Annotated in this window: 27 protein-coding genes; 10 read left to right on the top strand and 17 right to left on the bottom strand. The window is 68.2% G+C overall.

All coding sequences use genetic code 11. The features are described from left to right. The first annotated feature begins 2 nt into the window (after positions 1-2). Positions 3-629: a riboflavin synthase gene (locus ASD67_RS00530; protein ID WP_056341732.1), complete on the top strand. Its 627-nt coding sequence runs from the start codon at positions 3-5 to the stop codon at positions 627-629. Next, positions 626-1,012, top strand: a complete 387-nt coding sequence (locus ASD67_RS00535; protein WP_056341735.1) for a hypothetical protein — start codon at positions 626-628, stop codon at positions 1,010-1,012. The genes ASD67_RS00530 and ASD67_RS00535 overlap by 4 nt, the downstream gene beginning before the upstream one ends. On the opposite strand, the gene ASD67_RS00540 is transcribed toward ASD67_RS00535, so the two are convergent. Genes ASD67_RS00540 through ASD67_RS00565 form a run of 6 tightly spaced genes read right to left on the bottom strand, consistent with a single transcriptional unit; the run spans position 1,009 to position 5,814 of the window. Beyond that, complete coding sequence (locus tag ASD67_RS00540; protein WP_056341737.1) at positions 1,009-1,479, bottom strand: MmcB family DNA repair protein; 471 nt, start codon at positions 1,477-1,479, stop codon at positions 1,009-1,011. The genes ASD67_RS00535 and ASD67_RS00540 overlap by 4 nt on opposite strands. A gap of 11 nt (positions 1,480-1,490) precedes the next feature. Then, on the bottom strand, positions 1,491-2,054 hold the full coding sequence (gene ssb, locus ASD67_RS00545) for a single-stranded DNA-binding protein (RefSeq protein WP_056341740.1): 564 nt from the start codon (positions 2,052-2,054) through the stop codon (positions 1,491-1,493). Between the two features lie 31 nt (positions 2,055-2,085). Beyond that, a complete protein-coding gene (gene feoB / locus ASD67_RS00550; RefSeq protein ID WP_056341744.1) occupies positions 2,086-3,951 on the bottom strand; it encodes a ferrous iron transporter B in 1,866 nt (621 codons plus the stop codon). Further along, positions 3,948-4,214: a FeoA family protein gene (locus ASD67_RS00555; protein WP_056341746.1), complete on the bottom strand. Its 267-nt coding sequence runs from the start codon at positions 4,212-4,214 to the stop codon at positions 3,948-3,950. Before ASD67_RS00555 ends, feoB begins: the two co-directional genes overlap by 4 nt. Before the next feature lie 41 nt (positions 4,215-4,255). Beyond that, positions 4,256-4,927, bottom strand: coding sequence for a COQ9 family protein (locus ASD67_RS00560; protein WP_056341750.1), 672 nt, complete (start codon positions 4,925-4,927; stop codon positions 4,256-4,258). Continuing rightward, positions 4,927-5,814: a DMT family transporter gene (locus ASD67_RS00565; protein WP_056341753.1), complete on the bottom strand. Its 888-nt coding sequence runs from the start codon at positions 5,812-5,814 to the stop codon at positions 4,927-4,929. The genes ASD67_RS00560 and ASD67_RS00565 overlap by 1 nt, the downstream gene beginning before the upstream one ends. Positions 5,815-5,955: 141 nt before the next feature. On the opposite strand from ASD67_RS00565, the gene ASD67_RS00570 reads away from it, so the two are divergent. Continuing rightward, on the top strand, positions 5,956-7,041 hold the full coding sequence (locus ASD67_RS00570; protein ID WP_056341756.1) for an alkene reductase: 1,086 nt from the start codon (positions 5,956-5,958) through the stop codon (positions 7,039-7,041). A gap of 49 nt (positions 7,042-7,090) precedes the next feature. On the opposite strand, the gene ASD67_RS23395 is transcribed toward ASD67_RS00570, so the two are convergent. The 4 genes from ASD67_RS23395 to ASD67_RS00590 form a co-directional block, all read right to left on the bottom strand. After that, entirely contained in the window at positions 7,091-7,762 is a 672-nt protein-coding gene (locus ASD67_RS23395) for a hypothetical protein (protein WP_056341759.1), read from the bottom strand. Beyond that, positions 7,755-8,180: a 6,7-dimethyl-8-ribityllumazine synthase gene (gene ribH / locus ASD67_RS00580; RefSeq protein WP_056341762.1), complete on the bottom strand. Its 426-nt coding sequence runs from the start codon at positions 8,178-8,180 to the stop codon at positions 7,755-7,757. The genes ASD67_RS23395 and ribH overlap by 8 nt, the downstream gene beginning before the upstream one ends. After that, a complete protein-coding gene (gene ribB, locus ASD67_RS00585; RefSeq protein ID WP_056342825.1) occupies positions 8,180-9,457 on the bottom strand; it encodes a 3,4-dihydroxy-2-butanone-4-phosphate synthase in 1,278 nt (425 codons plus the stop codon). The genes ribH and ribB overlap by 1 nt, the downstream gene beginning before the upstream one ends. Before the next feature lie 64 nt (positions 9,458-9,521). After that, complete coding sequence (locus ASD67_RS00590; protein ID WP_056341765.1) at positions 9,522-10,142, bottom strand: ankyrin repeat domain-containing protein; 621 nt, start codon at positions 10,140-10,142, stop codon at positions 9,522-9,524. A 95-nt stretch (positions 10,143-10,237) separates the two neighbouring features. Between ASD67_RS00590 and ASD67_RS00595 the strand changes: the two genes are divergently transcribed. The 3 genes from ASD67_RS00595 to ASD67_RS00605 are packed head-to-tail and all read left to right on the top strand — an operon-like array spanning position 10,238 to position 12,040. Beyond that, positions 10,238-10,885, top strand: a complete 648-nt coding sequence (locus tag ASD67_RS00595) for an SCO family protein (RefSeq protein ID WP_056341769.1) — start codon at positions 10,238-10,240, stop codon at positions 10,883-10,885. Then, the gene (locus tag ASD67_RS00600) at positions 10,873-11,319 is read left to right on the top strand and encodes a YcgN family cysteine cluster protein (protein WP_056341772.1); all 447 of its coding nucleotides are present in this window, start codon (positions 10,873-10,875) and stop codon (positions 11,317-11,319) included. Before ASD67_RS00595 ends, ASD67_RS00600 begins: the two co-directional genes overlap by 13 nt. Further along, complete coding sequence (locus ASD67_RS00605) at positions 11,309-12,040, top strand: M48 family metallopeptidase (protein WP_235535516.1); 732 nt, start codon at positions 11,309-11,311, stop codon at positions 12,038-12,040. Before ASD67_RS00600 ends, ASD67_RS00605 begins: the two co-directional genes overlap by 11 nt. Here ASD67_RS00605 and ASD67_RS00610 read toward each other — a convergent pair. The 5 genes from ASD67_RS00610 to ASD67_RS00630 all read right to left on the bottom strand — a co-directional run bounded on the left by ASD67_RS00610 (position 12,037) and on the right by ASD67_RS00630 (position 17,660). Then, entirely contained in the window at positions 12,037-14,226 is a 2,190-nt protein-coding gene (locus ASD67_RS00610; RefSeq protein WP_082544746.1) for a PBP1A family penicillin-binding protein, read from the bottom strand. The two genes, ASD67_RS00605 and ASD67_RS00610, sit on opposite strands and share 4 nt — an antisense overlap. Before the next feature lie 71 nt (positions 14,227-14,297). Then, a complete protein-coding gene (msrB, locus tag ASD67_RS00615) occupies positions 14,298-14,705 on the bottom strand; it encodes a peptide-methionine (R)-S-oxide reductase MsrB (RefSeq protein WP_056341775.1) in 408 nt (135 codons plus the stop codon). 92 nt (positions 14,706-14,797) lie between these two features. Next, positions 14,798-15,886, bottom strand: a complete 1,089-nt coding sequence (locus tag ASD67_RS00620) for an NAD(P)/FAD-dependent oxidoreductase (RefSeq protein ID WP_056341778.1) — start codon at positions 15,884-15,886, stop codon at positions 14,798-14,800. Next, complete coding sequence (locus ASD67_RS00625; RefSeq protein WP_056341781.1) at positions 15,883-16,596, bottom strand: methyltransferase domain-containing protein; 714 nt, start codon at positions 16,594-16,596, stop codon at positions 15,883-15,885. Before ASD67_RS00625 ends, ASD67_RS00620 begins: the two co-directional genes overlap by 4 nt. Continuing rightward, positions 16,593-17,660, bottom strand: a complete 1,068-nt coding sequence (locus ASD67_RS00630) for a type III polyketide synthase (protein ID WP_056342832.1) — start codon at positions 17,658-17,660, stop codon at positions 16,593-16,595. Before ASD67_RS00630 ends, ASD67_RS00625 begins: the two co-directional genes overlap by 4 nt. 101 nt (positions 17,661-17,761) lie before the next feature. Between ASD67_RS00630 and ASD67_RS00635 the strand changes: the two genes are divergently transcribed. Beyond that, on the top strand, positions 17,762-18,277 hold the full coding sequence (locus ASD67_RS00635) for a DUF4402 domain-containing protein (RefSeq protein WP_056341784.1): 516 nt from the start codon (positions 17,762-17,764) through the stop codon (positions 18,275-18,277). A gap of 308 nt (positions 18,278-18,585) precedes the next feature. Continuing rightward, positions 18,586-20,850, top strand: a complete 2,265-nt coding sequence (locus ASD67_RS00640; protein ID WP_056341786.1) for an NADP-dependent malic enzyme — start codon at positions 18,586-18,588, stop codon at positions 20,848-20,850. 100 nt (positions 20,851-20,950) lie between these two features. Here the strand turns inward: ASD67_RS00640 and ASD67_RS00645 are convergent, their stop codons facing one another. Continuing rightward, entirely contained in the window at positions 20,951-21,445 is a 495-nt protein-coding gene (locus ASD67_RS00645; protein WP_056341789.1) for an outer membrane protein assembly factor BamE, read from the bottom strand. A gap of 183 nt (positions 21,446-21,628) precedes the next feature. On the opposite strand from ASD67_RS00645, the gene ASD67_RS00650 reads away from it, so the two are divergent. Next, positions 21,629-22,156 carry a ubiquinol-cytochrome C chaperone family protein gene (locus ASD67_RS00650; protein ID WP_056341792.1) on the top strand — a complete coding sequence of 176 codons (528 nt, stop codon included), beginning with the start codon at positions 21,629-21,631 and terminating at the stop codon, positions 22,154-22,156. Continuing rightward, complete coding sequence (locus tag ASD67_RS00655) at positions 22,153-22,677, top strand: YceD family protein (protein ID WP_056341794.1); 525 nt, start codon at positions 22,153-22,155, stop codon at positions 22,675-22,677. The genes ASD67_RS00650 and ASD67_RS00655 overlap by 4 nt, the downstream gene beginning before the upstream one ends. 4 nt (positions 22,678-22,681) lie before the next feature. On the opposite strand, the gene ASD67_RS00660 is transcribed toward ASD67_RS00655, so the two are convergent. After that, entirely contained in the window at positions 22,682-23,392 is a 711-nt protein-coding gene (locus ASD67_RS00660) for a hypothetical protein (protein ID WP_056341797.1), read from the bottom strand. Positions 23,393-23,454 lie beyond the last annotated feature (62 nt).

Here is a 23,454-nt window from a genome sequence, read left to right on the forward strand (position 1 = left end):
CTATGTTCACCGGCATCATCACCGACATCGGCACCGTGCGCGCGCGCGAGGATCGCGGCGACGCGCGGCTGATCATCGGCACCGCCTATGACATCGACAGCATCGCCCTCGGCGCCTCGATCGCCTGTTCGGGGGCGTGCCTGACCGTCGTCGATAAAGGCGTCGACAGCGACAGCAACGGACCCGGCGGCTGGTTCGCGATCGACGCGAGCGCCGAGACCATCGCCTGCACCGCGCCGGGCATGTGGGAGCCGGGCCGCCGGCTCAACCTCGAACGCGCGTTGAAGGTCGGCGACGAACTTGGCGGCCATATCGTCACCGGCCATGTCGACGCCGTCGGGCAGATCGTCTCGGTCACCCCGGTCGGCGACAGCTGGGGCCTTGTCATCTCGGCCCCCGCCAGCCTCGCGCCGCATATCGCCGCCAAGGGCTCGATCACCGTCGAGGGCGTGTCGCTGACCGTCAACGAGGTGACCGACCAGCCCGACGGCAGCGCCCATTTCACCCTCAACATCATCCCGCACACCCGCGCGATGACGACGCTCGACGAGGCCGCGGCGGGGCGCCCGGTGAACCTCGAGATCGATATCCTCGCGCGCTATCTGGCGCGGATGCAGGCGCGCGGATGAGCATCGAAGCCGGGCCGGGCGGCGAGGCGCGGCCGCCCGCGGCGCGCTGGCGCAACGGGCTGTGGATCGCCGCCGTCGTCCTTGCCGGACTGCAGCTGTGGCGCGACCCGACCGACGCGGTCGCCCGCGTCCTGACCATCGTCGGCCTGGTCGGCCTGCTCGTCGTCGTCGGGTTCGCCGCCCAGCATGTCGAAACGCGCACCGAGCGACCGCGCAAGACCTATCTGCGCTGGGCGCTTGGCGTCGCGGTGCTCGGCCTGGCCTTCGTCGCGATGCCGCTGGCGATCGGCGCGGGTATCGTGATCGGGCTGATGCTGTGGGTGGGCTTCGCCGCCGCCGGCCTCGTCTGGGCGGTCTATTACGAACGCAGCGAGCCGCTCTAACCCTCGCTCCACCCCGCCGCGAGTTCGGGATCGCTGGCGATCATCGACCGCCGCATCGCCAGCCGTCCGATGCGCAGAAGTTCGGCCTTGCGCCGCGCGGGGGCGAGGTCGCAGCTGACCGCCTCGCGCACCACCGCCGCGCCATAACGGTCGGCGACGATCAGCCCCGACGTCGCGGGGCGATAATCGGGGGTGTCGAGGATCGCGGGGTCGAGCCCCGCCGCCAGCGCCCAGTAAAAATGGTCGCACCAGTCGCAATAGTCGGGCCATTTGCCGTCGCCATGCAGGTCGGCGCGGCTGACCTTGATCTCGACGATGGTGATCCGGCCCCTGGCGTCGATCGCGGTCAGGTCGGTGCGCCGCCCGTTGGGCAGCGGCACTTCGGGGATCGCGACGAGTCCTTGCTGCGCGAACAACCGGCACACGCCGCGCGCGACATCGGCGGCGATCAGCAGGTCACTCGCCATGGGTCAGGCGCTCAGAAGGGGACGTCGTCGTCCAGGTCGTCGTCGAACGGCGGGCGTCCGCCGCCACCGCCGCCCGAACCGCCGCCAAAGCCGCCGCCGCCGGAACTACCGCCCGACGAACCGCCGCCGCCCTGGTTCCAGCCGCCACCCGAGCTTCCGCCCGAATCGCCGCCCCAGTCACCGCCGCCGCGCGAGGCTCCGCCGCCACCGCCGCCGCCGCCGGGCGCGCCGTCGAGCATCGTCAGCGCGCCGCCGATGCCGGCGATCACGACTTCGGTCGTATATTTGTCGTTACCGTCGCGATCCTGCCATTTGCGGGTGCGCAAGGACCCTTCGATATAAACCTTCGAACCCTTTTTCAGGTAGCGCTCGACCACCCCGACCAGCCCCTCGCCGTTGATCACGACATTGTGCCATTCGGTGCGCTCCTTGCGCTCGCCTGTCATCCGGTCCTTCCAGTTTTCCGACGTCGCGATGCGGATATTGGCGATCTTGCCGCCGTTCTGGAACGACTTGATTTCGGGATCGGCACCCAGATTGCCGATCAGAATAACCTTGTTGACGCTGCCAGCCATTGCCGCTCCGCTCCGCTAGAAAGTTGGAGGATCAGCCGAGCCCGAAAGCGACCGCCGTCCAGTAAGTGATACCAGCAGCGGCATAGGCGAGCGCGAACAAATAGCCAACCATGAACAATGGCCATTTCCACCCATTGGTCTCGCGCCGGGTGATCGCGATCGTCGAAATGCACTGCGGCGCGAACACGAACCAGGCGAGGAAGGCGAGCGCGGTGGCGAGGCTCCATTTGCCCTGCAATCGTTCGCCCAGCGTCTCGGCCATCGCATCCTCGTCGCCATTGGCGTCGATCGCATTGGCGGTCGCCATCGCCGACACCGCGACTTCGCGCGCCGCCATCGCGGGGATCAGCGCCAGCGCGATGTCGTGGTTGAACCCGATCGGCGCGACGACGACCTCGAGTCCGCTCGCGATGCGGCCGGCGACGCTATATTCGACCTGGCTCTCGCCGACCGGCGCCTTGGGAAAGGTCAGCAACAGCCACAGGATGACGGTGGTCATCGCGATGATCGTGCCGGCGCGGCGCAGGAAGATCCACGCGCGCTGCCACAGGCCGAGCGCGACGTCGCGCCACTGCGGCATCTGGTATCGTGGCATTTCCATCATGAAGCCCGCCGGGCGACCTTTTGCGACGGTACGCCGCAGGACATAGGCGACGACGAGGGCGCCGAGGATTCCCGACAGATAGAGGCCGAAGAGCACCAGCCCCTGAAGCCCCACGGGCGAGCCGCCGATCGTGCGGTTGGGGATGAAGGCGGCGATGATCAACGCATAGACGGGAAGGCGCGCCGAACAGGTCATCAGCGGCGCGATCAATATCGTCGTCAGCCGGTCCTTCTCGTCGGGGATCGCGCGCGTCGCCATGATGCCGGGTACCGCACAGGCGAAGCTCGACAACAGCGGGATGAAGCCGCGCCCCGACAATCCGACCTTCGCCATCAACCCGTCCATCAGAAAGGCGGCGCGGGTCATATAGCCCGACGCTTCGAGCAGCAGGATGAACAGGAACAGGATCAGGATCTGCGGCAGGAAGACGATGACCGCGCCGACGCCGGCAAGCAGTCCCTCGACGACCAGGTCGCGCAGGAAGTTTTCGGGGAAGGTCGCGACCACCCATTGCTGAAGCACGCCGATCCCGCCTTCGAGGAAGTCGGCGGGTGCCTCGGCGGCGGCATAGACTGCCTGGAACATGATGAACATCAGCGCGAGCAGGATAGCGAAGCCTGCGACCGGATGCAGCACCACCGCATCGACGCGTGCGGTCCAGCGGCGCACCGGGGTTTCGGACAGGGTCGCGGCGCGCGAAATCGCGCGCGCGCGACTGTGCAATGCGGCATCGCTTGGAGTCGGGACCCGAGAGATCGGCGCGACCGGACTCGCTGCCCGGATCGTTTCGTCCACCGCGGTCAGCAATTCGGCCATGCCGCGCTTGCGCACCGCGACCGTCGGGACCACCGGCACGCCCAGTTCCCGTGCCAATCGTTCGGGGTCGAGGGTGAGGCCGTCGCGTGTCGCAAGGTCGAGCATGTTGAGCGCGACCACCGTCGGCAGGCCGAGCGCGATCAGTTCGAGCGCGAAGCAGAGATGATTGTCGAGATTCGCGGCGTCGAGCACGACGATCAGCGCATCGGGCTGGCGCTCGCCATCCTGACGCCCAAGGATCACGTCGCGCGTCACCGCTTCATCGGGACTCGCGGGCGACAGGCTGTAACTGCCGGGCAGGTCGATCAGCGACAGCGGCCGGCCGTCGGCGAAGCTCGCATGGCCTGCCTTGCGCTCGACGGTAACCCCCGGATAATTGGCGATCTTCTGCCGCGCGCCGGTCAGCGCGTTGAACAGGCTCGATTTTCCGGCATTGGGATTGCCGACCAGCGCGATGGTGGGGATGGGGCCGGTCATGCGACTTTGGGCTCGCTCTCGACCGCTTCGACCACGATCATCGCCGCCTGCCGCGCGCGGATGATCACCCGCATGCGTCCGACCGACAGCGCGAGCGGATCGCGCGAGAAGAGGCTGCCACGGTGGAGCGGGGTGACCTCGACGCCTTCCATCAATCCGAATTCGCGCAGGCGGCGGCCTTCGTCCTCGGACATGGCGGTCCAGTCGATCCCGGCGATCCGCACCGCGACGCCCAGCGGCGCGCTATCGAGCAAAGCGTTCATTTGCGAGCGATTATCAATACCAACAACGAAGCGCCAGCTATTTATCGCCCCGGATAGCGCAACCGCCCGACAAAGCGCGCCAGGCTGGGGCGTTCGATCTTGCTCGCGGCGCGGCGGTGTTTCCAGCCTTCGAAGCGCATCACCTGGTCGATCCGCCGCGACAGGAAGGCGCGGGTGTCGGCGTGGCCATCGCTCTCGTCGTTCAGGAACACGGCCATCGTCGCGCCATAAACGCTGCCGAGGATCGCGCGCTTGCTGTAGTGATTATAGTCGGTCGCGGTGTCGCCCGCGAGCCGCCACATGCCGTCGGCTGCGCGCCAGCCGAGCTTTGTCGCGAACGGCACATTGGTCGGCAGCGCGAGCAGCGCCAGCGCGCGGCGCAGCGCCTCGCGATTCGGCGCGAGCAGGTCGATCCGCGTTTCGACCAGGGCGGTGATCCGCTCGCGAATCTTTAGCGCCGCGAGGGTCTCGGCGGGCCATTTTGCCGCCATCCGCGCGTCGATATCGGCGAACCAGGCGTCGACCATGTCGCGCCCGCCGCCCGGAAAGGCGAGTCGCGCGACGTCGATATCGATGCGCACGCGCGATGCGGCGTCGACGAGCGCCGCATCGCCGAACCCGTCGAACGCGGCCGAGGCGGCGATCAGCGGCGCCAGCGCGGCGCGAATCTCTTCGAGGGTAGGGTCGTCGGGCAGGATCGAGGCCATGGCCATCAGATAGGCCGCGCGCCGCGGCTCGGCAACCTTATCAACACCAGCGCCGCCCCGACCATCACGCCGCCGAGCAGGTCGACCGGCCCCAGCAGCTCGCCGAACGCCAGCCAGCCTGCAAGCGCGGCGATCGCCGGCTGGATCAGCAGGGTCAGCCCGATGACGAGCGGCGAGAAACGCGGCAGCGACCAGATCATCAGCCCCTGACCGACGATCTGGCTGGTCAGCGCGAGCAGGATCAGCGGCGTCCAGTTGTGCGGAAGGATCGTCTCGCCCAGCGCGAACGCGGTCGCGAGCAGGATCGGCGGACAGACGAGCGACGCGATGGCGAGCGCCGACCATGACCCGATCGTCCCTCGTACGCGCTGCATCAGGATGACATAGCCCGTGTAGAGCACGCCCGCGAGCAGGCTGAGCAGGTCGCCGACCAGATAGTCGGGCGACAGTTCGTAACTTTGCCCCATCAAGAGCGCCGATCCGGCGAAGGCGAGGGCGATCGCCAGCGCCTGCCACCCGCGCGGCAGGGTGCGGGTCAGGAAAATCCCCCAGATCACCAGCAACAGGCTGGCGCAATTGCCGAACAGCGTCGCGTTGGCGACCTTGGTCTGCAGGATGCCGATGTGCCAGGCGGCGAGGTCGAAAGCGAAGAAGATGCCCGCAGCAGCGGCGATCAGGATCGCGGAGCGCGGCGGCAGCCGCCCGCCGGTCTCGCGCCAGGCGAAAAACAGCAGCACCGGCGCCGCCAGCGTCATCCGCCAGAAGGCCGAGGCGGTGGGTCCGGTGTCGGCGAGGCGGACGAGCATCGCGCCGATCGACAGCGCGATATTGCCCGCCAGCAGCGCGGCGAAGGCCCAGCGTCCGGCCCCTGTTGCTGCACCCTCGTCGCTCACCGCTTGTTCCGCCTTTAGATTTTCTTTCGCTACCGATGCTTGCGTGCGCGGGCATCCGTCCATAGCTTCGCAGCCCATAGCGACGGCCCCGGGGGGCGTCGCTCGAAAAAAGATGTCCCCAAAGATATCCAGGAGAATTCCATGTCCGCATCGCTGCTCGATCCGATCAAGCTGGGCGCCATCGAGGCGCCGAACCGCATCATCATGGCGCCGCTCACCCGCGGGCGTGCCGGTCCGGGTTTTGTGCCGAACGAGCTCGCGGTCGAATATTATCGCCAGCGTGCGTCGGCGGGGCTGATCATTTCGGAAGCGACGGGCATTTCGCAGGAAGGCCTTGGCTGGCCGGCGGCGCCGGGCCTGTGGACCGAGGCGCAGGTCGAAGGCTGGAAGCCGGTGACCGACGCCGTCCACGAAGCCGGCGGGCGCATCGTCGCCCAGCTCTGGCACATGGGCCGCCTCGTCCATTCGGTGTTCAACGACGGCAAGCTGCCGGTCTCGGCCTCGGCGACGCAGGGCGAAGGCCGCGCGCATACCCCGGTCGGCCGCCGCGACCTCGAGGTCGCGCGCCCGCTCGAACTCGGCGAGATTCCGCGCCTGATCGCCGATTATGCCAAGGCGGCGGAGAATGCCAAAAAGGCCGGTTTCGACGGGGTCCAGCTCCACGGCGCCAACGGCTATCTGATCGACCAGTTCCTGCGCGACAACAGCAATTTGCGCGACGACGATTATGGCGGCTCGGTCGAAAACCGCATCCGCCTGCTCCGCGAAGTCACCGAAGCGCTGGCCGGCGTCTGGGGCGCTGACCGCGTGTCGGTCCGCCTGTCGCCGAACGGCAATTCGCAGGGTGTCGACGACAGCAACCCCGCGCCGCTGTTCACCGCGGCCGCGTCGGCGCTCGACGCGCTCGGCATCGGTTTCCTCGAACTGCGCGAACCGGGCCCCGACGGCACCTTCGGCAACACCGACGTGCCGAAGCAGTCGCCCGCGATCCGCGCCGCGTTCAAGGGACCGCTGATCCTCAACAGCGATTACAACGTCGCGCTCGCCGAAGCAGCGCTCGCCAGCGGAGTCGCCGACGCGATCGCCTTCGGGCGTCCGTTCATCGGCAACCCCGACCTCGTCGAACGGATCCGCGCCGGGGCCGAATGGTCGGCCGACAATCCGCAGACCTGGTACGCGCCGGGACCCGAGGGCTATATCGACTATCCGGCGTTGCAGCCGGCGTAGGCGGACTAATATCCTCCCTGTCGCGGAGCGATGGGGAGGATTTTTTCGGCTAATTCCGCTCGGCCAGCGCCTTGTCGACAATCCCGGCGCCGATCGGCCCCAGCACGCTGCCGCCGAAGCGGAACAGCAGGAACGCCGCGACGAACAGGATGATCGGTTCGATGAACATCACGACCATCGCCGCGATCAGCACGACGAAAAACAGCGTCACGAAACCGCCGCTCAGCGTCTGCTGACCCTTGGGTCCCAGTTCGATCGTGCGCGGTCCCTTGCTGTCCCACCATTTGCCGGTGACGATCGTCTTGCGCCCGCGTGCGGGTGGTGCCGGGCGTTGGGGAATGCGCGCGGGCGCGGCGTCGGTCTTTGGCGCCGGACGGTCGTGGGAGCCTTGGGTCCACGGCCGGCTCTGCCTTTCGGCGGCCTTCGCCGCCTTCCGCGCCTTGCCGGGATCGGCCGCGGGCTTCGCCGGCGCGGGTTTCGGGGTCTGCTGCACCGGGGCGGGCCGTGCGCTCAGCCCCGATTCGGCGCGCGCCGCGGCCGACAGGTCGGGGGCGGTGCTGGTGCGCGCGGGGCGGATCGGTTCGACCCCCAAAGCGCGGTCGTGATTGTCCATGCGCTCGGCGGCGGTTGGCGGCGTCTGGCCGGTCTGCGTGTCGATCACCACCAGCCGCCCGCCGCGTTCGACGACGGAATATCGGCTGGGGGGTGGGCGATCAACCAATGCCGAATTGTTCCTTCAGGGCCAGCATGGCGATCGCGGCCTTCGCCGCCTCGCCGCCCTTATCCTTGCGCGTCTTGTCGGCGCGCGCAAGCGCCTGTTCTTCATTTTCGACGGTGAGGATGCCATTGCCGACTGCAAGGCCATCGAGGGTCAGCGCCATCACGCCGCGCGCGCTCTCGTTCGACACCACCTCGAAATGATAGGTTTCGCCGCGGATCACGACGCCGAGCGCGACAAAAGCGTCATAGCGCCCGCTGTCGGCGCCGAGCGAAATCGCCGCGGGAATCTCGAGCGCGCCGGGGACGGTCACCGTATCATGGCTATGCCCCTCGGCATCGAGCGCGCTGCGCACGCCATCGAGCAGCATGTCGTTGAGGTGGCTGTAGAAACGGGCTTCGACGATCAATACATGCGCCATTATGCGGCCTCCCCGGGGATCGAGCGTTCGCCGACGACCGACAGGCCATAGCCCTCCAGCCCGACAAGATTATTGTGCGACGGCGTCAGCAACTCCATCGCATGGACGCCAAGGTCCGCCAGGATCTGCGCGCCGATGCCGTAAGTGCGCAGGTCCATGCCGCCCGCCGGCGGCGGCGTCGCATCGGCCTCGGCCGATCCGGGCAGCGGCCGCATCAGCATCACGATGACGCCGCCTCCGGCCTCGCCAATCGCGTCCATCGAACGCTGCAGGCGGCGCTTCTTCGCGCCGGGGCGGCCCATCAGGTCGTCGAGCAGCGACACCGGGTGCATGCGCACCAGGGTCACGCCCTCGGGGTCGATCGCGCCCTTTTGCAGCACCATGTTGATCGTTCCGTCGATCTTGTTGCGATAGGATTTCAGACGCCACTCGCCGCCATAATCCGATTCGAACGGGTCGTCGGACACGCATTCGACCAGCCGGTCGTTGCGGTGGCGGTACGCGATCAGGTCGGCGATCGTCCCGATCTTCAGCCCATGGCGCCGCGCGAAGGGCACCAGGTCGTCGAGCCGCGCCATCGACCCGTCGTCGTTCATGATCTCGCAGATCACCCCCGACGGGTTGAGCCCGGCGAGTCGCGCGATGTCGACCGACGCCTCGGTATGGCCGGCGCGGACAAGCACCCCGCCGTCGCGCGCGATCAGCGGAAAGACATGGCCGGGGGTGACGATATCGTCGCGGCTCTTGCCCGCGTCGATCGCGACCGACACGGTGCGCGCGCGGTCGGCGGCCGAAATGCCGGTGGTGACGCCCTCGCGCGCCTCGATCGAGGTGGTGAAGGCGGTTTCGTGCCGGGTGCCGTTCTGGCGGCTCATCAGTTCGAGCCCGAGCTGGTCGACGCGTGATTTCGTCAGCGTCAGGCAGATCAGGCCGCGGCCGTGGGTCGCCATGAAATTGACCGCGTCGGGGGTCGCCATCTGCGCTGGAATGACGAGGTCGCCCTCATTTTCGCGGTCCTCGTCATCGACCAGGATGAACATCCGGCCGTTGCGCGCCTCGGCGATAATCTCTTCGGGGGTTGCCATCGGCGACAGGTCGCTGCCGTGCGCGAGCCAGTTCTCGAGCTTGCGCAGCGTGTCGGCGGTGGGGTTCCAGCCGGGCGAATCGAGGTCGCGCAGGCTGTTGGCATGGAGACCGGCGGCGCGTGCGAGGCCCGAACGGGACATGGCGCCGTCATCGACGATGGCGCGAATGCGCTCGATGAGTTGCGTAGACATGCTGCGCAAATATCACATCATGATGTGATTGCAAATCCAAATATCACATTGCGCCGGGCGGAACCTAGTTGGGGCCGAACACCGCGCCAGTGTCGCGCAACGGCTTGTCGCTCTTGGCGTCGAGCAGCGCGAGCAGCTGGCCGCTGCGGTCGTCGCGCTTGGCATAGTCGCGCGCCGACATGCCCGCGACATGATCGGCCCGGTCGGGATTGGCGCCGCGCTTGACGAGCAGGCGGATCATCGCGGCGTTCTTGGCCTGAACCGCCAGGATCAGCGCGGTTTCGCCGCGCCGGTTAGTCTGGTCGACCGGCGCCTTGGTGTCGAGCAGCTCTTCGCCCGCTTCGACGAAATTCATCAGCGCGGCGTGCATCAGCGGGGTCATGCCCTGTTTGTCGCCTATTTCGGGGTTCGCGTTTTTGTCGAGCATGAAGCGCACCCAGATGATGTCGCGGCGCTTGGTGACGATGATCAGCGCGGTCTCGCCGGTGTCGGGATGCCGGGTGTTGATCAGCGTGTCGTCGTCCTTCAGCGCGTCGGTCGCCTTGGTCCCGTCGCGGCTGTCGACCGCCTGCAGAAAGGCATAGCCGCCGCGGAACTGCGCCTGAGCGGGCGGCGCGACGGCGAGCGCGACGAGCGCGGCGACGAGCGACAGGGAGGCGAAACGGAAAGCGGCGCGACGAACCATGATATGATGACCTCGGGTAGCGGGTGTCGCGCCCGTTTCCCGGCAGGCGACGACAAAGGTTGATTTTCGGCGCCTAGCCCAGCAAGGCTGGCCCGATGATGAATAAGCTGAATATGGGCCAAAAGGCGCTTCGTGCAAGCCTGCTCCTGCTGTCGGCGGCGACGCTTGCGGCGTGCAACGGTCCCGCCGCTCCGGCGCCCGACGCCAGGCCCCCGCTCGAAGGCGCGCGGATCGGCGGCCCCTTCACCCTCACCGACCAGAATGGCAAGACGGTCAGCGACAGCGATTTCGCCGGCAAATATCGCCTCGTCTATTTCGGCTACAGCTTCTGCCCCGACATCTGCCCGGTCGATATCCAGAAATTGATGCTAGGCCTGTCGCAATTCGAAAAGGCGGACCCGGCGCGCGGCGCTAAGATCGTGCCGATGTTCGTCACGATCGACCCCGCGCGCGACACCCCCGCCGCGCTGAAGCCGTTCGTCTCGCGCTATCACCCGCGTCTGCTGGGGCTCACGGGCACCCCCGAACAGATTGCTGCCGTCGCGAAGGCTTATGTCGTCAGCTATCACAAGGTCGAGGGCTCGGCCCCCGACCGCTATCTGATGGCGCACACCCAGCTCGCCTTCCTGATGGACCCCGCAGGCAAGCCGCTCGCGCTGCTGCCGCTTGACGACCCCTCGACCGACAGCGACGAGGGCGCCCCCGACAAGGTCGCCGCCGACCTTGCGAAATGGGTGAAGTGACCGCGCGCGAGAACTTCTGGGAAGCCCCACTCGCCAGCCTCGACGCCGGCGAGTGGGAAGCGCTGTGCGACGGCTGCGGCAAATGCTGCCTGCACAAGGTCGAGGATGAGGACACCGGCCGCATCTATCCGACCAATGTCGCGTGCCGCCTGCTCGACCTCGCCACCGCGCGCTGCGGCGATTACAAGCATCGCCGCCGCCATGTGCCCGACTGCCTGACGCTCACCAAGAGCAAGCTCGAGAGCATCGAATGGCTGCCGCAAAGCTGCGCCTATCGCCTGCGCGCCGAGGACCGCCCCTTGCCCGACTGGCATTATCTGGTCTCGGGCGACCGCGACGCGGTGCACCGCGCCGGCCAGTCGATCGTCGGCTGGACGGTCGGCGAACAGGTCGCCGGGCCGCTGGAAAATCACCTTGTCGAGCGTGTTGTTTAAGCGCGGGGCCCCGCCGGCGACCGAGCCGCCGCAGATTGTCGTCGGCGACGACGCCTGGCCGGTGCGCCTCGTCCACCACGCCCGCTCGCGCCGTTACCGCCTCGTCTTCGACGCCGCGCGCGCCGAACTGCGGCTGACCCTGCCGCGCCGCGGCAGCGCCGCCAAGGCGCTGCGCTGGGCGAGCGAGCAGCAGGACTGGCTTGCCGAACAGGTCGGCAAGGCGGTGATCCCGGTCGATATCGGCCCCGGCGCTTTTGTGCCGCTCTTCGGTATCGAACGGCGGATCCTGTGGGACGCCGCATTGCCGCGCGCGGTGCGGCTCGACGGCGATGTCCTGACGCTCGGCGGCCCCGCCGACAGCGTCGGCCGCCGCATCGAGCGCTGGCTGAAGGCGCAGGCGCTCGACCTGATGGCCGCCGAAAGCCGCACCATCGCAGGGCGCGCCGGCCTCGACGTCGGGCGCATCGGAGTCGGCGACCCGCGCAGCCGCTGGGGCAGCTGCACCGCGACCGGCGACCTGCGCTACAGCTGGCGGCTGGTGATGGCGCCCGACCATGTCCGCCGCGCGACCGTCGCGCACGAGGTCGCGCATCTTCGCCACATGGACCATGGCCGCGCCTTTCACGCGCTCGTCGACGAACTGCACGACGGCGACGTCGCCGCGGCGCGCGCCTGGCTACGCCGCGAGGGCCGCGGGCTGCACCGCTACCGCTTTACCTAGTCATTCTGTCCCTGCGGCTCGCGCGGCGGGACGCGCACCGTGGAGCTTTTCACCGCGGGCGGCAGCGCCTTGTTCGCGGGTGGCGGCGGTGTCCTCGGCGCCGGGTCGGTGCGTCCCGTCTGCTCGTCGAGCCAGCGCTGGTCGAGGACCGGCGCATCCTCGGGCGTCTGGGCCGGCGGGTTGCTGTTATCGGGATTCGCCGGGGGACGGCTGTCATAGGGCAGTTCGATCGGCATGCCGTTGTCGTCGACCAGTCCGCCTTCTCCGGGCTCGCCCAGATAGGCGTCCTCCTCGTCCTCGAGCTGCCATTCGGGCAATTTGACCTCGGTGTCGAAGGCTTCGACCGGACGCCGGGCCACCGCGACGCGCATGAAATCGGCAAAGGCCTTGGCGGGCGCGCGCCCGCCCTGCAGCCCGCCGACCGCCTTGGCATCGTCACGCCCCATCCACACGCCGGTGGTCAGCCCGCTCGAGAAACCGAGGAACCAGCCGTCCTTGTTGCTCGACGTCGTGCCGGTCTTGCCCGCGACCGGACGGCCGATCTGCGCCGCGCGCCCGGTGCCGGTGGCGACCGCGGTCTGCATCAGGTCGGTGATTCCCGCCGCGACCCAATTGTCGACCAGCACCGTGCCGCGCTCGGCGGCGCGCTGATACAGCAATCGCCCGTCGGCGGTGGTGACCTTGGTGATGCCATAGGGCGCCGCCGACACGCCCTTGCGCGAGATGGCGGCAAAGGCGGCGGTCATGTCGATCACGCGCACGTCGGAGGTGCCGAGCACCATCGACGGCTGGGTGTTGATCGGGGTCGAAATGCCGAACCGGCGCGCCATATTGGCGACCGACGAGGTGCCGACCTCGTCGCCCAGCTTGGCGGCGACGGTGTTGACCGAATAGGCAAAGGCGCTGCGCAGGTCCATTGCGCCCGAAAAGCGGCCCGACGAGTTGCGTGGGCTCCAGCCGCGGATTGTCACCGGCTCGTCGACCACCTCGTCGTTGACCTTATAGCCCGCCTCGAGCGCGGCCATATAGACGAAGACTTTCCACGCCGACCCCGGCTGGCGCACCGCCTGCGTCGCGCGGTTATAGTTCGACGCGACATAGTCGGTGCCGCCGACCATCGCGCGCACCGCGCCGTCGCGGTCGATCGACACCAGCGCACCCTGCGCCCCGCCCGGCACATTGGCCTGGATCGCCGCGGTCGCCGCGCGCTGCATGCCCAAGTCGATGGTGGTATAGACGTCGATCGCCTCGCTGCCCTCGTCGATCAGCATGTCGAGCTGCGGCAGCGCCCAGTCGCTGAAATAGCGCGCGCTGTTCTGCCCGGTCTCCTGTGCCATCTGGACGTCGGCGGGTTTGGCGCTGTCGGCCTGCGACTGGGTGATCACCCCGGCGTCGACCATGACGCCCAGCACCACACCGGCGCGGCCGAGCGCGGCGCTGGCGTCGGCGGTCGGCGAATAGCGCGACGGTGCCTTGACCAGCCCCGCGACCACCGCCGCCTCGGACAGCGACATCTGCGTCGCGCTATGCCCGAAAAAGCGCCGCGACGCGGCGTCGATGCCGTAACTGCCGCCGCCGAAATAGACCTTGTTCAGGTAAAGCTCGAGGATCTCGTCCTTCGAGAACTTCCATTCGAGCGCCATCGACAGGACCATCTCGCGCAGCTTGCGCGTCCAGGTATAGCTGTTCGACAGAAAGACATTACGCGCGAGTTGCTGGGTGATCGTCGACGCGCCCTGCAGGCGCCGGCCGCTGCCGCGGTTCTGCACCGCGACGACCGCGGCGCGGGTCATGCCGACCGGATCGACCCCGGGATGATAGCGAAAGCGCCGGTCCTCGACCGCGACCATCGCGTCCTGCATCACCCGCGGCGTTTCGCTGAGCGTCATCCAACGGCCGTAATTGGGACCGAGCGACAGGAAAACGGTGCCGTCGGCGGCGTGCACACGGATCGTCTGGCCGGCGGGCGATTTCTTGAGCTCCTCAAAGCTCGGGATGCGCTGCACCGCGATGCCGACCGCTACCGCGAGCGCGACCGCGCCGACGAGCGCGAGGCCGAGCCCCCAGCGGAAGGCGCGCCGCAGCCAGACGCGCCAGCGTGGCGGCTCGCCCTTCGAAGGCGACCCGCCCGATTTGGCGCTACCCGACGATTTCCCTGACGAAGCCTGCTGTCTTTCGCGGCGCAAAGCCGATTTCCTTCCCTCGCCGCGTCCCTGATCGCGTCAGCCCATAATGGTCCGCATCGAGGGTTGGCCCGTCAACCCGCGTCGGTCTTGGCGTCATCCTGCCCGCGACCCGCGAAGTCAAGCGCCGCGCTGTTGATGCAGTATCTGAGTCCGGTTGGTCCGGGGCCGTCGGGAAACACGTGACCCAGATGGCCTTCGCATTTGGCGCAGCGCACCTCGGTGCGGACCATGCCATGGCTGGTATCGGTCAGTTCCTGCACCGCACCGCCCTCGGCGGGCGCGGTATAACTGGGCCAGCCCGATCCGCTATCGAACTTGGTCTTGCTGTCGAACAAAGGTTCGCCGCACCCGGCACAGCGATAGACGCCGTCGCCCTTATGGTCGGTATATCGGCCGGTAAAGGCGCGCTCGGTGCCGCCCTCGCGCAGCACATGATGCGCCATCGGGTCGAGCGGCTTGGTCGTCTTGGGATCGGTCATCGGATGATCTCCTTCGTTGCCGCCAATATCGGACTGGATACGGGCGGCTGCAAGGGCCTCGGGCCGAATGTGGGCTGCGCGAATCTTTTCCCTCAGCCGAGCCGGGTGGCCCGGGACGTGAGGCGAACGAGCCAAGGGGCGGCCGCGGCGCAGGCCGTAAGGGGACTCGCCGTCCGGGGATTTTCGCCGAGCCGCCAGATGAGGTTCGCCAGCGCAAAGGGCCGTGTCATCCGGGCAGCGAGCGCGCGCTGGAAGCCCGGCGCCGCGCCGGCCGCGCCGTGCCGCCATGCCGTCACCGCGGCCTCGGCGCTCGCCAGCGCGATCCCCATGCCCTCGCCCGCCAGGCTCGGGATCACCCCCGCCTGATCGCCCAGGCGGAACAGTCCCGGCGTGGTGACGCCGTCGCGCCAGCCATAAGGCACATGCCCGATCGCATCGATGCCGCGCGACCAGTCGGCAAAGGCGAGCCTTTCGCCGAGCCGCGGATGCTCGTCGCCGAGTCGGCGCAGCAGCGCTTCGGGGGCGCCGCCCAGCCGCGACTTGTGGACCGCGAGGCACAGGTTGGCGCTGCCATCCTCCTGCCGCACCAGCCCGGCATAGCCGCGGTCGAACAGGTGCAGTTCGACCGCGTCGCCGACCAGCCGGTCGAGCGCGGCGGCCTGCGGCATGCGCAGCCGCAGCCCGATCACCGGGTCCTCCCGCTGCCACGCCGCCGGCTCGCGCGGAAAGCCGCGAAACCCGTGCTTGCCCGCCGCGAGGAAGACCGACGGTGCTGCCAGTTCGGCGCCGTCGCGCGTCTGCACCGCGCCGCCTTCCAGCGCTGTCGCATGGACTCCGCGCTCCAGTCCGGCGCCCGCCGCCACCGCCGCCGCCTGCAACACCGAATCGAGCCGCAACCGCGATACCCCCGTCGCCGCCTCGGGCAGCATCGTCTCGCTCGACCGCGCGCCCGCGAACAGCCGCACCCGGCGCACGACCTGTCCGCCGAGCATGGCGGCATCGATCCCCAGCGCCGCCAGCCGGGCCAACGACTGCCAGCTCAAAAACCCGCCGCACAGCGCGTCGCCGGTCTCGCGGCTTCGTTCGAGCAGCACCACCTTCGCCCCCGCGCGCGCCAGCCCGATCGCGGCTCCCGCACCCGCCGGTCCGGCCCCGATGACCAGCGCGTCCGGGGTATTCACCGCACCCGCTCGACGCACAGCCGATAGGGAAAGCTCCTGAAGATGCGGCATTGGTCCGCGGTATCGGGCAGCGCCTCGGCCAGCATCGCCGCCCACTCGCCGCGCCGGAAACTGCGCCCGACCGACAGCTGCCCGTCCCGCCGCACGATCGGATCGACCCACGCCAGCGCCGCGAGCAGCGGATAGCCGGCGAAGGGCAGCCGCTGGCGGTGGAGGTCATTGACCAGCCAGCCGCGCGCTGCCTCCCCTTCCATGAAGCGCAAAAAATCGGCGCGCTGGCCTGGCGTCATATGATGGGTGACGAGGCTCGACACGATGATGTCCCACCCGTCGCCCGCCAGATCGCGATAATCGCCGGTGACAAAGCGCGCCTGCTCGCCGAGCCGCGCCTTGGCGACGGCCATGCTCTTCGAGTTGAGGTCCACCCCGACGAGGTCGAGCGCCACCCCGCGCCAGTCGCCCCAGTGCGCGATCCGCGCCAGCATGTCGCCGGCGCCGAAGCCGACGTCGAGGATGCGCCATGGCTTTTCGCCGACGCCGCGCGCGCGCACCCGATCGAGGAACCCCAGCGTAGGGCGCGCCGCCAGCGTCAGCGCATTGATCCGCGACAGGTCGCGCAGCACCTTCGCATAGCGCTCGGCCGGCAATTCGGCCGCGTCCATCTCCTCCTCGGCCTCGATCGGCACGGCGAGGCTGGCGAAGGGGTTCATGACGCGGTGAAGCGGATCGCCTCGGCGGCGAGTCCGGGGCCGAAGGCGATCGCGATGCCCTCGCCCTTCGCACGCCGCGCCATCATCCGTGCGAGCACGAACAGGATCGTCGCCGACGACATATTGCCCCACGCGCCGAGCACCGCGCGGCTGTCGGCCAGCGCATCGGCGGGGGCATGCAGCGCCGCCTCGACCGCGTCGAGCACCGAGCGACCGCCGGCATGGACCGCAAGCAGCGGCGGCGCCGCGCCGCCGCCGAACAGCTGCGCCTGCACCCCCGGTTCGCCCAGCGCCGCGCGCAGCCGTCCCGGGACCTCGCCCGACAATTGCATCTCGAATCCCTTGTCGCCGATGTCCCAGCAGATCAACTCGGCGCTGTCCTCGAGCGCCAGGCTGCGGCCCTCGCCAAGTTGCAGTCCTTCGGCTTCGCTCGACACGATCCCCGCGGCGGCGCCGTCGCTGAACTGCAGCATCGCGAGCAGGGGCTCGGGCTGGTCGGCGAGGCTGAGGTGGAGTGTCGACAGCTCGACGCTCACCACCAGCACCACCGCATCCGGCTCCGACCGCACGATATGCCGCGCGCTCCGCAGCGCAGTGACTCCGGCGTAGCATCCCATGAAACCGATCAGCACCCGCTCGACCGTCGCCGCCAGTCCCAGCCGCCGTGCGATGATCTGGTCGATCCCCGGCGCGACGAAACCGGTGCAGCTCGCCACCACCAGATGCGTGACCCGCGCCGGTTCGAAGGCGTCGCCTAGGCCCGCGATGGCGTTGAGCGCCAGCTCGGGCGCATGTTCGGCATAAGCGGCCATCCGTGCCGAGGTCGGCGGCAATCCCGCCACATCGTAAAATCCGCCCGGCGCCACCGGGGACCCGCCATCGGCGGTCGGCGGCAGCACCGACCAGCGATGATCGATGCCCGACCGCCCCGCCATCCGCGCAAAGATCGCGCGCACCCGTTCGTCGGCCAGCCGAGGGGTCGCCCAGTCGATGAAGGCTTTGTGGATGTCATGGTCGGGCGTCGCGGTGGAAAGCGCGTTGAGCCAGGCGGTCGGCGACTTCATCGTCATGGCGCTCATGTGGAGCAAAAGCGGGAGGCAGGCCAGCGGATTAGCGCCCGCGTTGCTTTACCGCGGCTTAACCATGGATCGGCTATCGGAAAGGCGTGAAATTGCGCCTTTTCCTCCTTCTCGGTCTGATTTTCGGCGCGCCCTCCGCGGCCTCGGCGCAGTGCATGCTGTGCGGCGAGCAAGGCGCGGCGAGCGGCAGCGCGAGTCGCAAGGCCGAAACGCCGCTGCGGGTCGAGGTCGAAACCCAGCTCGACATGGGCCGCGTCGCGGTCGGCGCGGGTGGCGGAGAGGTCGAACTCGACCCGCTCTCGGGCGCGCGCCGCCTGCGCGGCGATGTCGTCGATCTCGGCGGTTTCGCGGTCACCGGGGTGGTCACCGTGACCGGCGAACCCGGCGCCGAGGTCCGCGTCATCCTGCCGACCAGCGTCGATCTCGAAAGCGATCGCGGCCGCAGCGCGCGCGTGTCGAGCCTTATCACCGACCTCAGTGCCGCTCCGCGCCTCGGCCCCGATGGCCGCCTGCAGTTTCGCTTCGGCGGCCGGCTGCAGATCGCCGGTCTTGACGACGGCGACTATCGCGGGCGGATTCCGGTGACGGTGGAGTATCAATAGCGTTCGATCGCCGACGGCTATGTCTGCTTTGGGGTGGGAAGCGGACACTCTTTAAACCGTCTTAAACCGTCGCCCCCGCGAAGGCGGGGGCCGCTAACGGCCTATTTCCGTATCGCTGCGTAAACCGACAGCGGCCCCCGCCTTCGCGGGGGCGACGTCTGGTTTCGCCCGAAACCGGACCCACTCGTGCCAGCCGGTACAAGCTTTGCGCCGAGACCCAATATTGGCGGTACCAATCGCCGCAGGGTGACGCTAGGGATCAGCGCAATGGGCGCGCGTCTGTGGAATCGAACTGAGGGGACAAACTAATGGACAGCGGCAGCAAGATACAATTCTCGGATCGCGAGGCCCTGCTCTATCATAATTACGGCCGGCCCGGAAAAATCGAGATCGTCGCGTCGAAACCGATGGCGACGCAGCGCGACCTGAGCCTGGCCTATTCACCCGGTGTCGCGGTGCCGGTGAAGGCGATCGCCGAGGATCCGGCCACCGCCTATGACTATACGATCAAGGGCAATCTGGTCGCGGTGATCTCGAACGGCACCGCGATCCTCGGCCTCGGCAACCTTGGCGCGCTCGCCTCGAAGCCCGTGATGGAAGGCAAGGCGGTGCTGTTCAAGCGCTTCGCCGACGTCGATTCGATCGACCTCGAGGTCGACACCGAAGACCCCCAACGCTTCATCGAGGCGGTCGAGCTGCTCGAGCCGAGCTTTGGCGGCATCAACCTCGAGGATATTGCGGCGCCGAACTGCTTCATCATCGAGCAGGCGCTGAAGGAAAAGATGAACATCCCGGTGTTCCATGACGACCAGCATGGCACCGCGATCATCACCGCCGCCGGGCTGATCAACGCCTGCCACCTGACCGGGCGCGACCTCGACACGGTGAAGGTCGTCGTCAATGGCGCCGGCGCCGCCGCGATCGCCTGTACCGCGCTGATCAAGGCGATGGGCGTGCGGCATGAAAATGTCATCATGTGCGACCGCAAGGGCACCATCTATCAGGGCCGCGCCGAAGGCATGGACCAATGGAAGTCGGCGCATGCGGTGCCGACCGAGACGCGCACGCTGACCGAGGCACTGGTCGGCGCCGACGTCTTCCTCGGCCTGTCGGCGGCTGGCGCGCTGAAGCCCGAGATGGTCAAGGACATGAAGCCGGCCCCGATCATCTTCGCGATGGCAAACCCCGATCCCGAAATCTCGCCGCCGGATGCGCGTGCCGCGCGCCCCGACGCGATCATCGCCACCGGGCGGTCGGACTATCCGAACCAGGTCAACAATGTCCTGTGTTTCCCCTTCATCTTCCGCGGCGCGCTCGACGTGCGCGCGACCGCGATCAACGAGGAGATGAAGATCGCAGCCGCTTACGCCATCGCCGACCTCGCGCGCCAGCAGGTGCCCGAGGAAGTCGCGGCGGCCTATGGCGGGCGGGCGTCGAGTTTCGGCCCCGAATATATCATCCCCTCACCCTTCGACCCGCGGTTGATGGAAATCGTGCCCGCCGCGGTCGCCAAGGCGGCGATGGACACCGGCGTCGCGCAGCGGCCGATCGAGGATATGGCCGCCTATCGCAATTCGCTGAAGGCGCGGCTCAACCCGACGACTTCGGTGCTGACGCTCGCCTATGAGGCTGCGCGCGCCAATCCGAAGCGGGTGGTGTTCGCCGAGGGTGAAGAAGAGGTTGTATTGCGCGCCGCGATCCAGTTCCGCGATGGCGGCTATGGCATCCCGGTTCTCGTCGGGCGCGAAGGGCTGCACGACAAGCTGCGCGACATGGGGGTCGCAGACCCCGAAAGCTTCGAGGTCCACAACAGCGTCAATTCGCCGCATGTGCCGCAAATGGTCGACATGCTGTACGAACGGCTGCAGCGGCGCGGCTACCTGCGCCGCGACGTCGAGCGCATGGTCAACCGCGACCGCAACATCTTTGGCTCGCTGTTGCTCCAGCTGGGGCTGGGCGATGCGATGATCACCGGCACCACCCGCACCTATTCGCAGTCGATGCGCGAAGTGCGGCGGGTGATCGACCCCGCCGAAGGCCAGACCAATTTCGGCATCCACGTCCTCGTCGGCCAGCACCATACGGTGTTCATGGCCGACACCACGGTCAACGAACGCCCGAGCGCGCAGCAGCTTGCCGACATCGCCGAACGCACCGCGCAGGTCGCGCGGCGCATGGGGCACGAACCGCGCGTCGCCTTCCTGTCCTATTCGACCTTCGGCAACCCGCCGGGATCGTGGCTCGACAATATCCGCGACGCGGTGGCGATCCTCGACGAACGCAAGCCGGGATTCGAATATGAGGGCGAGATGTCGCCCGACGTCGCGCTCAACCCCAAGGTGATGGCCAATTATCCCTTCTGCCGCCTGTCGGGACCCGCGAACGTGCTGGTCATGCCGGGGCTGCAATCGGGCAATCTGTCGGCCAAGCTGCTGCGCGAACTTGGCGGCAGCGCGGTGATCGGCCCGATGCTGGTCGGCATGGAAAAGCCGGTGCAAGTCGCGACGATGGCGTCGACCGCGTCGGACCTGGTGACGCTGGCGGTGCTCGCGGCGGGCGGGATCGCCGAGTAACGATCGAACGTTCGTCGTTGCGCGCGAAACGAAGCAATCCAGGGCGGTTAGCGCCGTCTCTGGATTGCCGCCTCGCTCCGCGCCTCGCGATGACGCGCTGTTACGGTCCCGAAGGGCCGCCGCTGCCGCCCATGCCCGGGGCGCCGACCGCACCGATATTGCCGAAGATATCCTGGAAGAAGCTGCGCTCGCGGCCCAGCGTCGGGGTCTTGTCGCCTTCGGGGCTGATCCGGCTCACCAGCTCGATTCCGGTGCGATCGACCGCGGCGACGTTGCCGGTGGCGTCGAAGCGTACGCGCAGCACCTGCTGCGCCACCGGACGCGGGTTGGCGAAGGCGAGCTGGCGCGTCTCGCGCGACACATAATAATATTCATTGTTGCTGAATTGGCCGACGAAGGTCGGGCGGCCGAGCGTCTTTTCGACCGATTCGCGGTTGTCGACGCCAGGCGTGATCGCATCGGTCAGCACGGGGTCGACGACATAACCCTGCCGGCCCTTGAGCTGGGCGCAGCCGCTGGTCGTCAGCGCCAGCGCGAGGCCAGCGACGATCAGGCGCGTCCGCGGCGCAGAAAAAATCGTGGTGAAGTGCGGCATCAAAAATCTCCGTTGCGCATGCCTGCCGCTCGCCCCCGCGACCGCGCTTGTTACCCGCGCCTCTTAAGCGCAAGCGGGTGCCGCATACAAGGCCTATGGCGCGCCGCTTGTGGCGCGGCAAAGCTTGCTGCAGCCTGACCGGCGGGCCTTTTCGGCAGGCACAAATGCGCCTAAGCGGAGCGCATGATCTCGTTCCGCAAACTCTTCACCCCCGATCCCGACCCGCGCGAGGCGCGCCGCCCCTTGTGGAACGCCGTGGTCGCGGCCGCGCGCGCGCCGCACTGGTACCAGGCCGGCGGCGTCCCCGACACGCTCGACGGGCGGTTCGACATGATCGGGCTGGTGATGGCGCTCGTCCTCCACCGCATCGACGAAGATCCGGCTCAGGCGCTGGCGGGGGTCCATCTTACCGAATTGTTCGTGACCGACATGGACGGTCAGATGCGCCAGATCGGTTTCGGCGACATGGTCGTCGGCAAGCAGATCGGGCGGATGGTCGGCGCCCTCGGCGGCCGGCTTGGCGCCTATCGCGCGCCCGACGGGTCCGACGACCTGCGCGCGGCGCTGGTCCGCAACCTGTGGCGCGGCAACGAACCCGGCGCGAGCGAACTCGCGCATGTCATGGAGGGGACCGCGGCGCTGCGGACCGCGCTCGCCGCGATGCCGGTGACCGACCTGATCGCCGCCGACCGCCTGCCGGACGCGGCATGAGCAGCGAATTTTCGCATGTCGTGACGCTCGCCGAGGTCGGACCCGGCAGGACAGTGACGCTCGAGGCCGACGCCGCGGCACGCGCGGCGATCGCCAAGCGGCTCGCACTCGTCGAACTCGACCGGTTCGCGGTGACCGTCGAGGTGCGCGCGGTGGCGGGTGGGATCGGGCTGCGCGGCGAAGTGCGCGCGGCGCTGGTGCAAAGCTGCGCCGCGACCGATCTGCCGGTACCGGCGACGATCGCCGAACCCTTCGACCTCAAATTTCTGCGCGACCTGCGGCCGGACGACGACGAAGAGGTCGAGGTCGAACTGGGCGCCGATGATATCGATGTGCTGCCGCTCGAACATGACCGCGTCGACCTGGGGGAGGTCGCGGTGCAGACGCTGTCGCTCGCGCTCGATCCGTTTCCGCGCCATCCCGACGCTGACCGCATCCTCGCCGAAAAGGGCGTGCTGAGTGAGGAGCAGGCCGGACCGTTCGCCGCGCTCGCGGCGCTCAAGGGCAAGCCCAAGAGCTGAGGCGTCACTCGGGGGCTTCGTTTTCCTTCGCCGCCTCGTCGGACTTCGGCGGATCGGCGAGCAGGTCCGCCATCGCGTCGTCGAGGCCCGATTCGGTTTTTTCGGACGGCGCGGGCTTGTCACCCTCGCCCGCTTCGTCCGCCGCCGCCTTTTCGGCGCGGGTCGGCGGCAGGCTGCCGCCGAGCGCCCTGGCGAGGCCGATCAGCTGTTCGCCGATCACCTTGTCGACCGCAGGGGCGATTTCGGGGACCTTGAAGCGCATATAACCGCCGACAATATAGTCGAAGCGGATCGCCGCGCCGGTCGGAGTTTCCTTGATCTGGATCGTCAGCGTGCCGGTCAGCGCCTCACCCTGCAGCGGGCCGAAGGCACCCGACAGGCGGAGCATTTCATCGGGCTTGGCGAAAAGGATGCGCGCGTGCTGGACGCTGCCGAGGCCCTTTCCGGTGTCGGGCAATTTTTCGCAGAAGCAACCTCCGGCCTGCGAATCGAGCCAGAAATTCTCGGGATCGCCCGACCAGCTATGCTCCTTCGACCACCATTTCTGGGGCATGCGGAGCATTTTCCACACATCTTCGGGGGTCGCGGCGACCTGCGCGGTGTGCGCGACGGTGAAGCCGATCTCGCTCTGGTCGATGACCTTGGCCTGTGCCGGAGCCCCGGCGAGTACGGCAACCGGCAGAACAGCCGTCGCCAGCATGATTTTCAGATTCATCGCCCATCCCCCGCCACCACCGGGCTTCGTCATGGCGAGCGAAGCGAAGCAATCCGGAGTGG

This window comes from Sphingopyxis sp. Root1497, from assembly GCF_001427085.1.
In the GTDB taxonomy this organism is placed as follows: domain Bacteria; phylum Pseudomonadota; class Alphaproteobacteria; order Sphingomonadales; family Sphingomonadaceae; genus Sphingopyxis.

Coding starts and splice junctions, on each gene's coding strand:
- ASD67_RS00530 (WP_056341732.1), top strand. CDS start 3: ATGTTCACCGGCATCATCACCGACATCGGCACCGTGCGCGCGCGCGAG.
- ASD67_RS00535 (WP_056341735.1), top strand. CDS start 626: ATGAGCATCGAAGCCGGGCCGGGCGGCGAGGCGCGGCCGCCCGCGGCG.
- ASD67_RS00540 (WP_056341737.1), bottom strand. CDS start 1,479: ATGGCGAGTGACCTGCTGATCGCCGCCGATGTCGCGCGCGGCGTGTGC.
- ssb (WP_056341740.1), bottom strand. CDS start 2,054: ATGGCTGGCAGCGTCAACAAGGTTATTCTGATCGGCAATCTGGGTGCC.
- feoB (WP_056341744.1), bottom strand. CDS start 3,951: ATGACCGGCCCCATCCCCACCATCGCGCTGGTCGGCAATCCCAATGCC.
- ASD67_RS00555 (WP_056341746.1), bottom strand. CDS start 4,214: ATGAACGCTTTGCTCGATAGCGCGCCGCTGGGCGTCGCGGTGCGGATC.
- ASD67_RS00560 (WP_056341750.1), bottom strand. CDS start 4,927: ATGGCCATGGCCTCGATCCTGCCCGACGACCCTACCCTCGAAGAGATT.
- ASD67_RS00570 (WP_056341756.1), top strand. CDS start 5,956: ATGTCCGCATCGCTGCTCGATCCGATCAAGCTGGGCGCCATCGAGGCG.
- ribH (WP_056341762.1), bottom strand. CDS start 8,180: ATGGCGCATGTATTGATCGTCGAAGCCCGTTTCTACAGCCACCTCAAC.
- ribB (WP_056342825.1), bottom strand. CDS start 9,457: ATGTCTACGCAACTCATCGAGCGCATTCGCGCCATCGTCGATGACGGC.
- ASD67_RS00590 (WP_056341765.1), bottom strand. CDS start 10,142: ATGGTTCGTCGCGCCGCTTTCCGTTTCGCCTCCCTGTCGCTCGTCGCC.
- ASD67_RS00595 (WP_056341769.1), top strand. CDS start 10,238: ATGATGAATAAGCTGAATATGGGCCAAAAGGCGCTTCGTGCAAGCCTG.
- ASD67_RS00600 (WP_056341772.1), top strand. CDS start 10,873: ATGGGTGAAGTGACCGCGCGCGAGAACTTCTGGGAAGCCCCACTCGCC.
- msrB (WP_056341775.1), bottom strand. CDS start 14,705: ATGACCGATCCCAAGACGACCAAGCCGCTCGACCCGATGGCGCATCAT.
- ASD67_RS00625 (WP_056341781.1), bottom strand. CDS start 16,596: ATGAACCCCTTCGCCAGCCTCGCCGTGCCGATCGAGGCCGAGGAGGAG.
- ASD67_RS00630 (WP_056342832.1), bottom strand. CDS start 17,660: ATGAAGTCGCCGACCGCCTGGCTCAACGCGCTTTCCACCGCGACGCCC.
- ASD67_RS00640 (WP_056341786.1), top strand. CDS start 18,586: ATGGACAGCGGCAGCAAGATACAATTCTCGGATCGCGAGGCCCTGCTC.
- ASD67_RS00645 (WP_056341789.1), bottom strand. CDS start 21,445: ATGCCGCACTTCACCACGATTTTTTCTGCGCCGCGGACGCGCCTGATC.
- ASD67_RS00650 (WP_056341792.1), top strand. CDS start 21,629: ATGATCTCGTTCCGCAAACTCTTCACCCCCGATCCCGACCCGCGCGAG.
- ASD67_RS00655 (WP_056341794.1), top strand. CDS start 22,153: ATGAGCAGCGAATTTTCGCATGTCGTGACGCTCGCCGAGGTCGGACCC.
- ASD67_RS00660 (WP_056341797.1), bottom strand. CDS start 23,392: ATGAATCTGAAAATCATGCTGGCGACGGCTGTTCTGCCGGTTGCCGTA.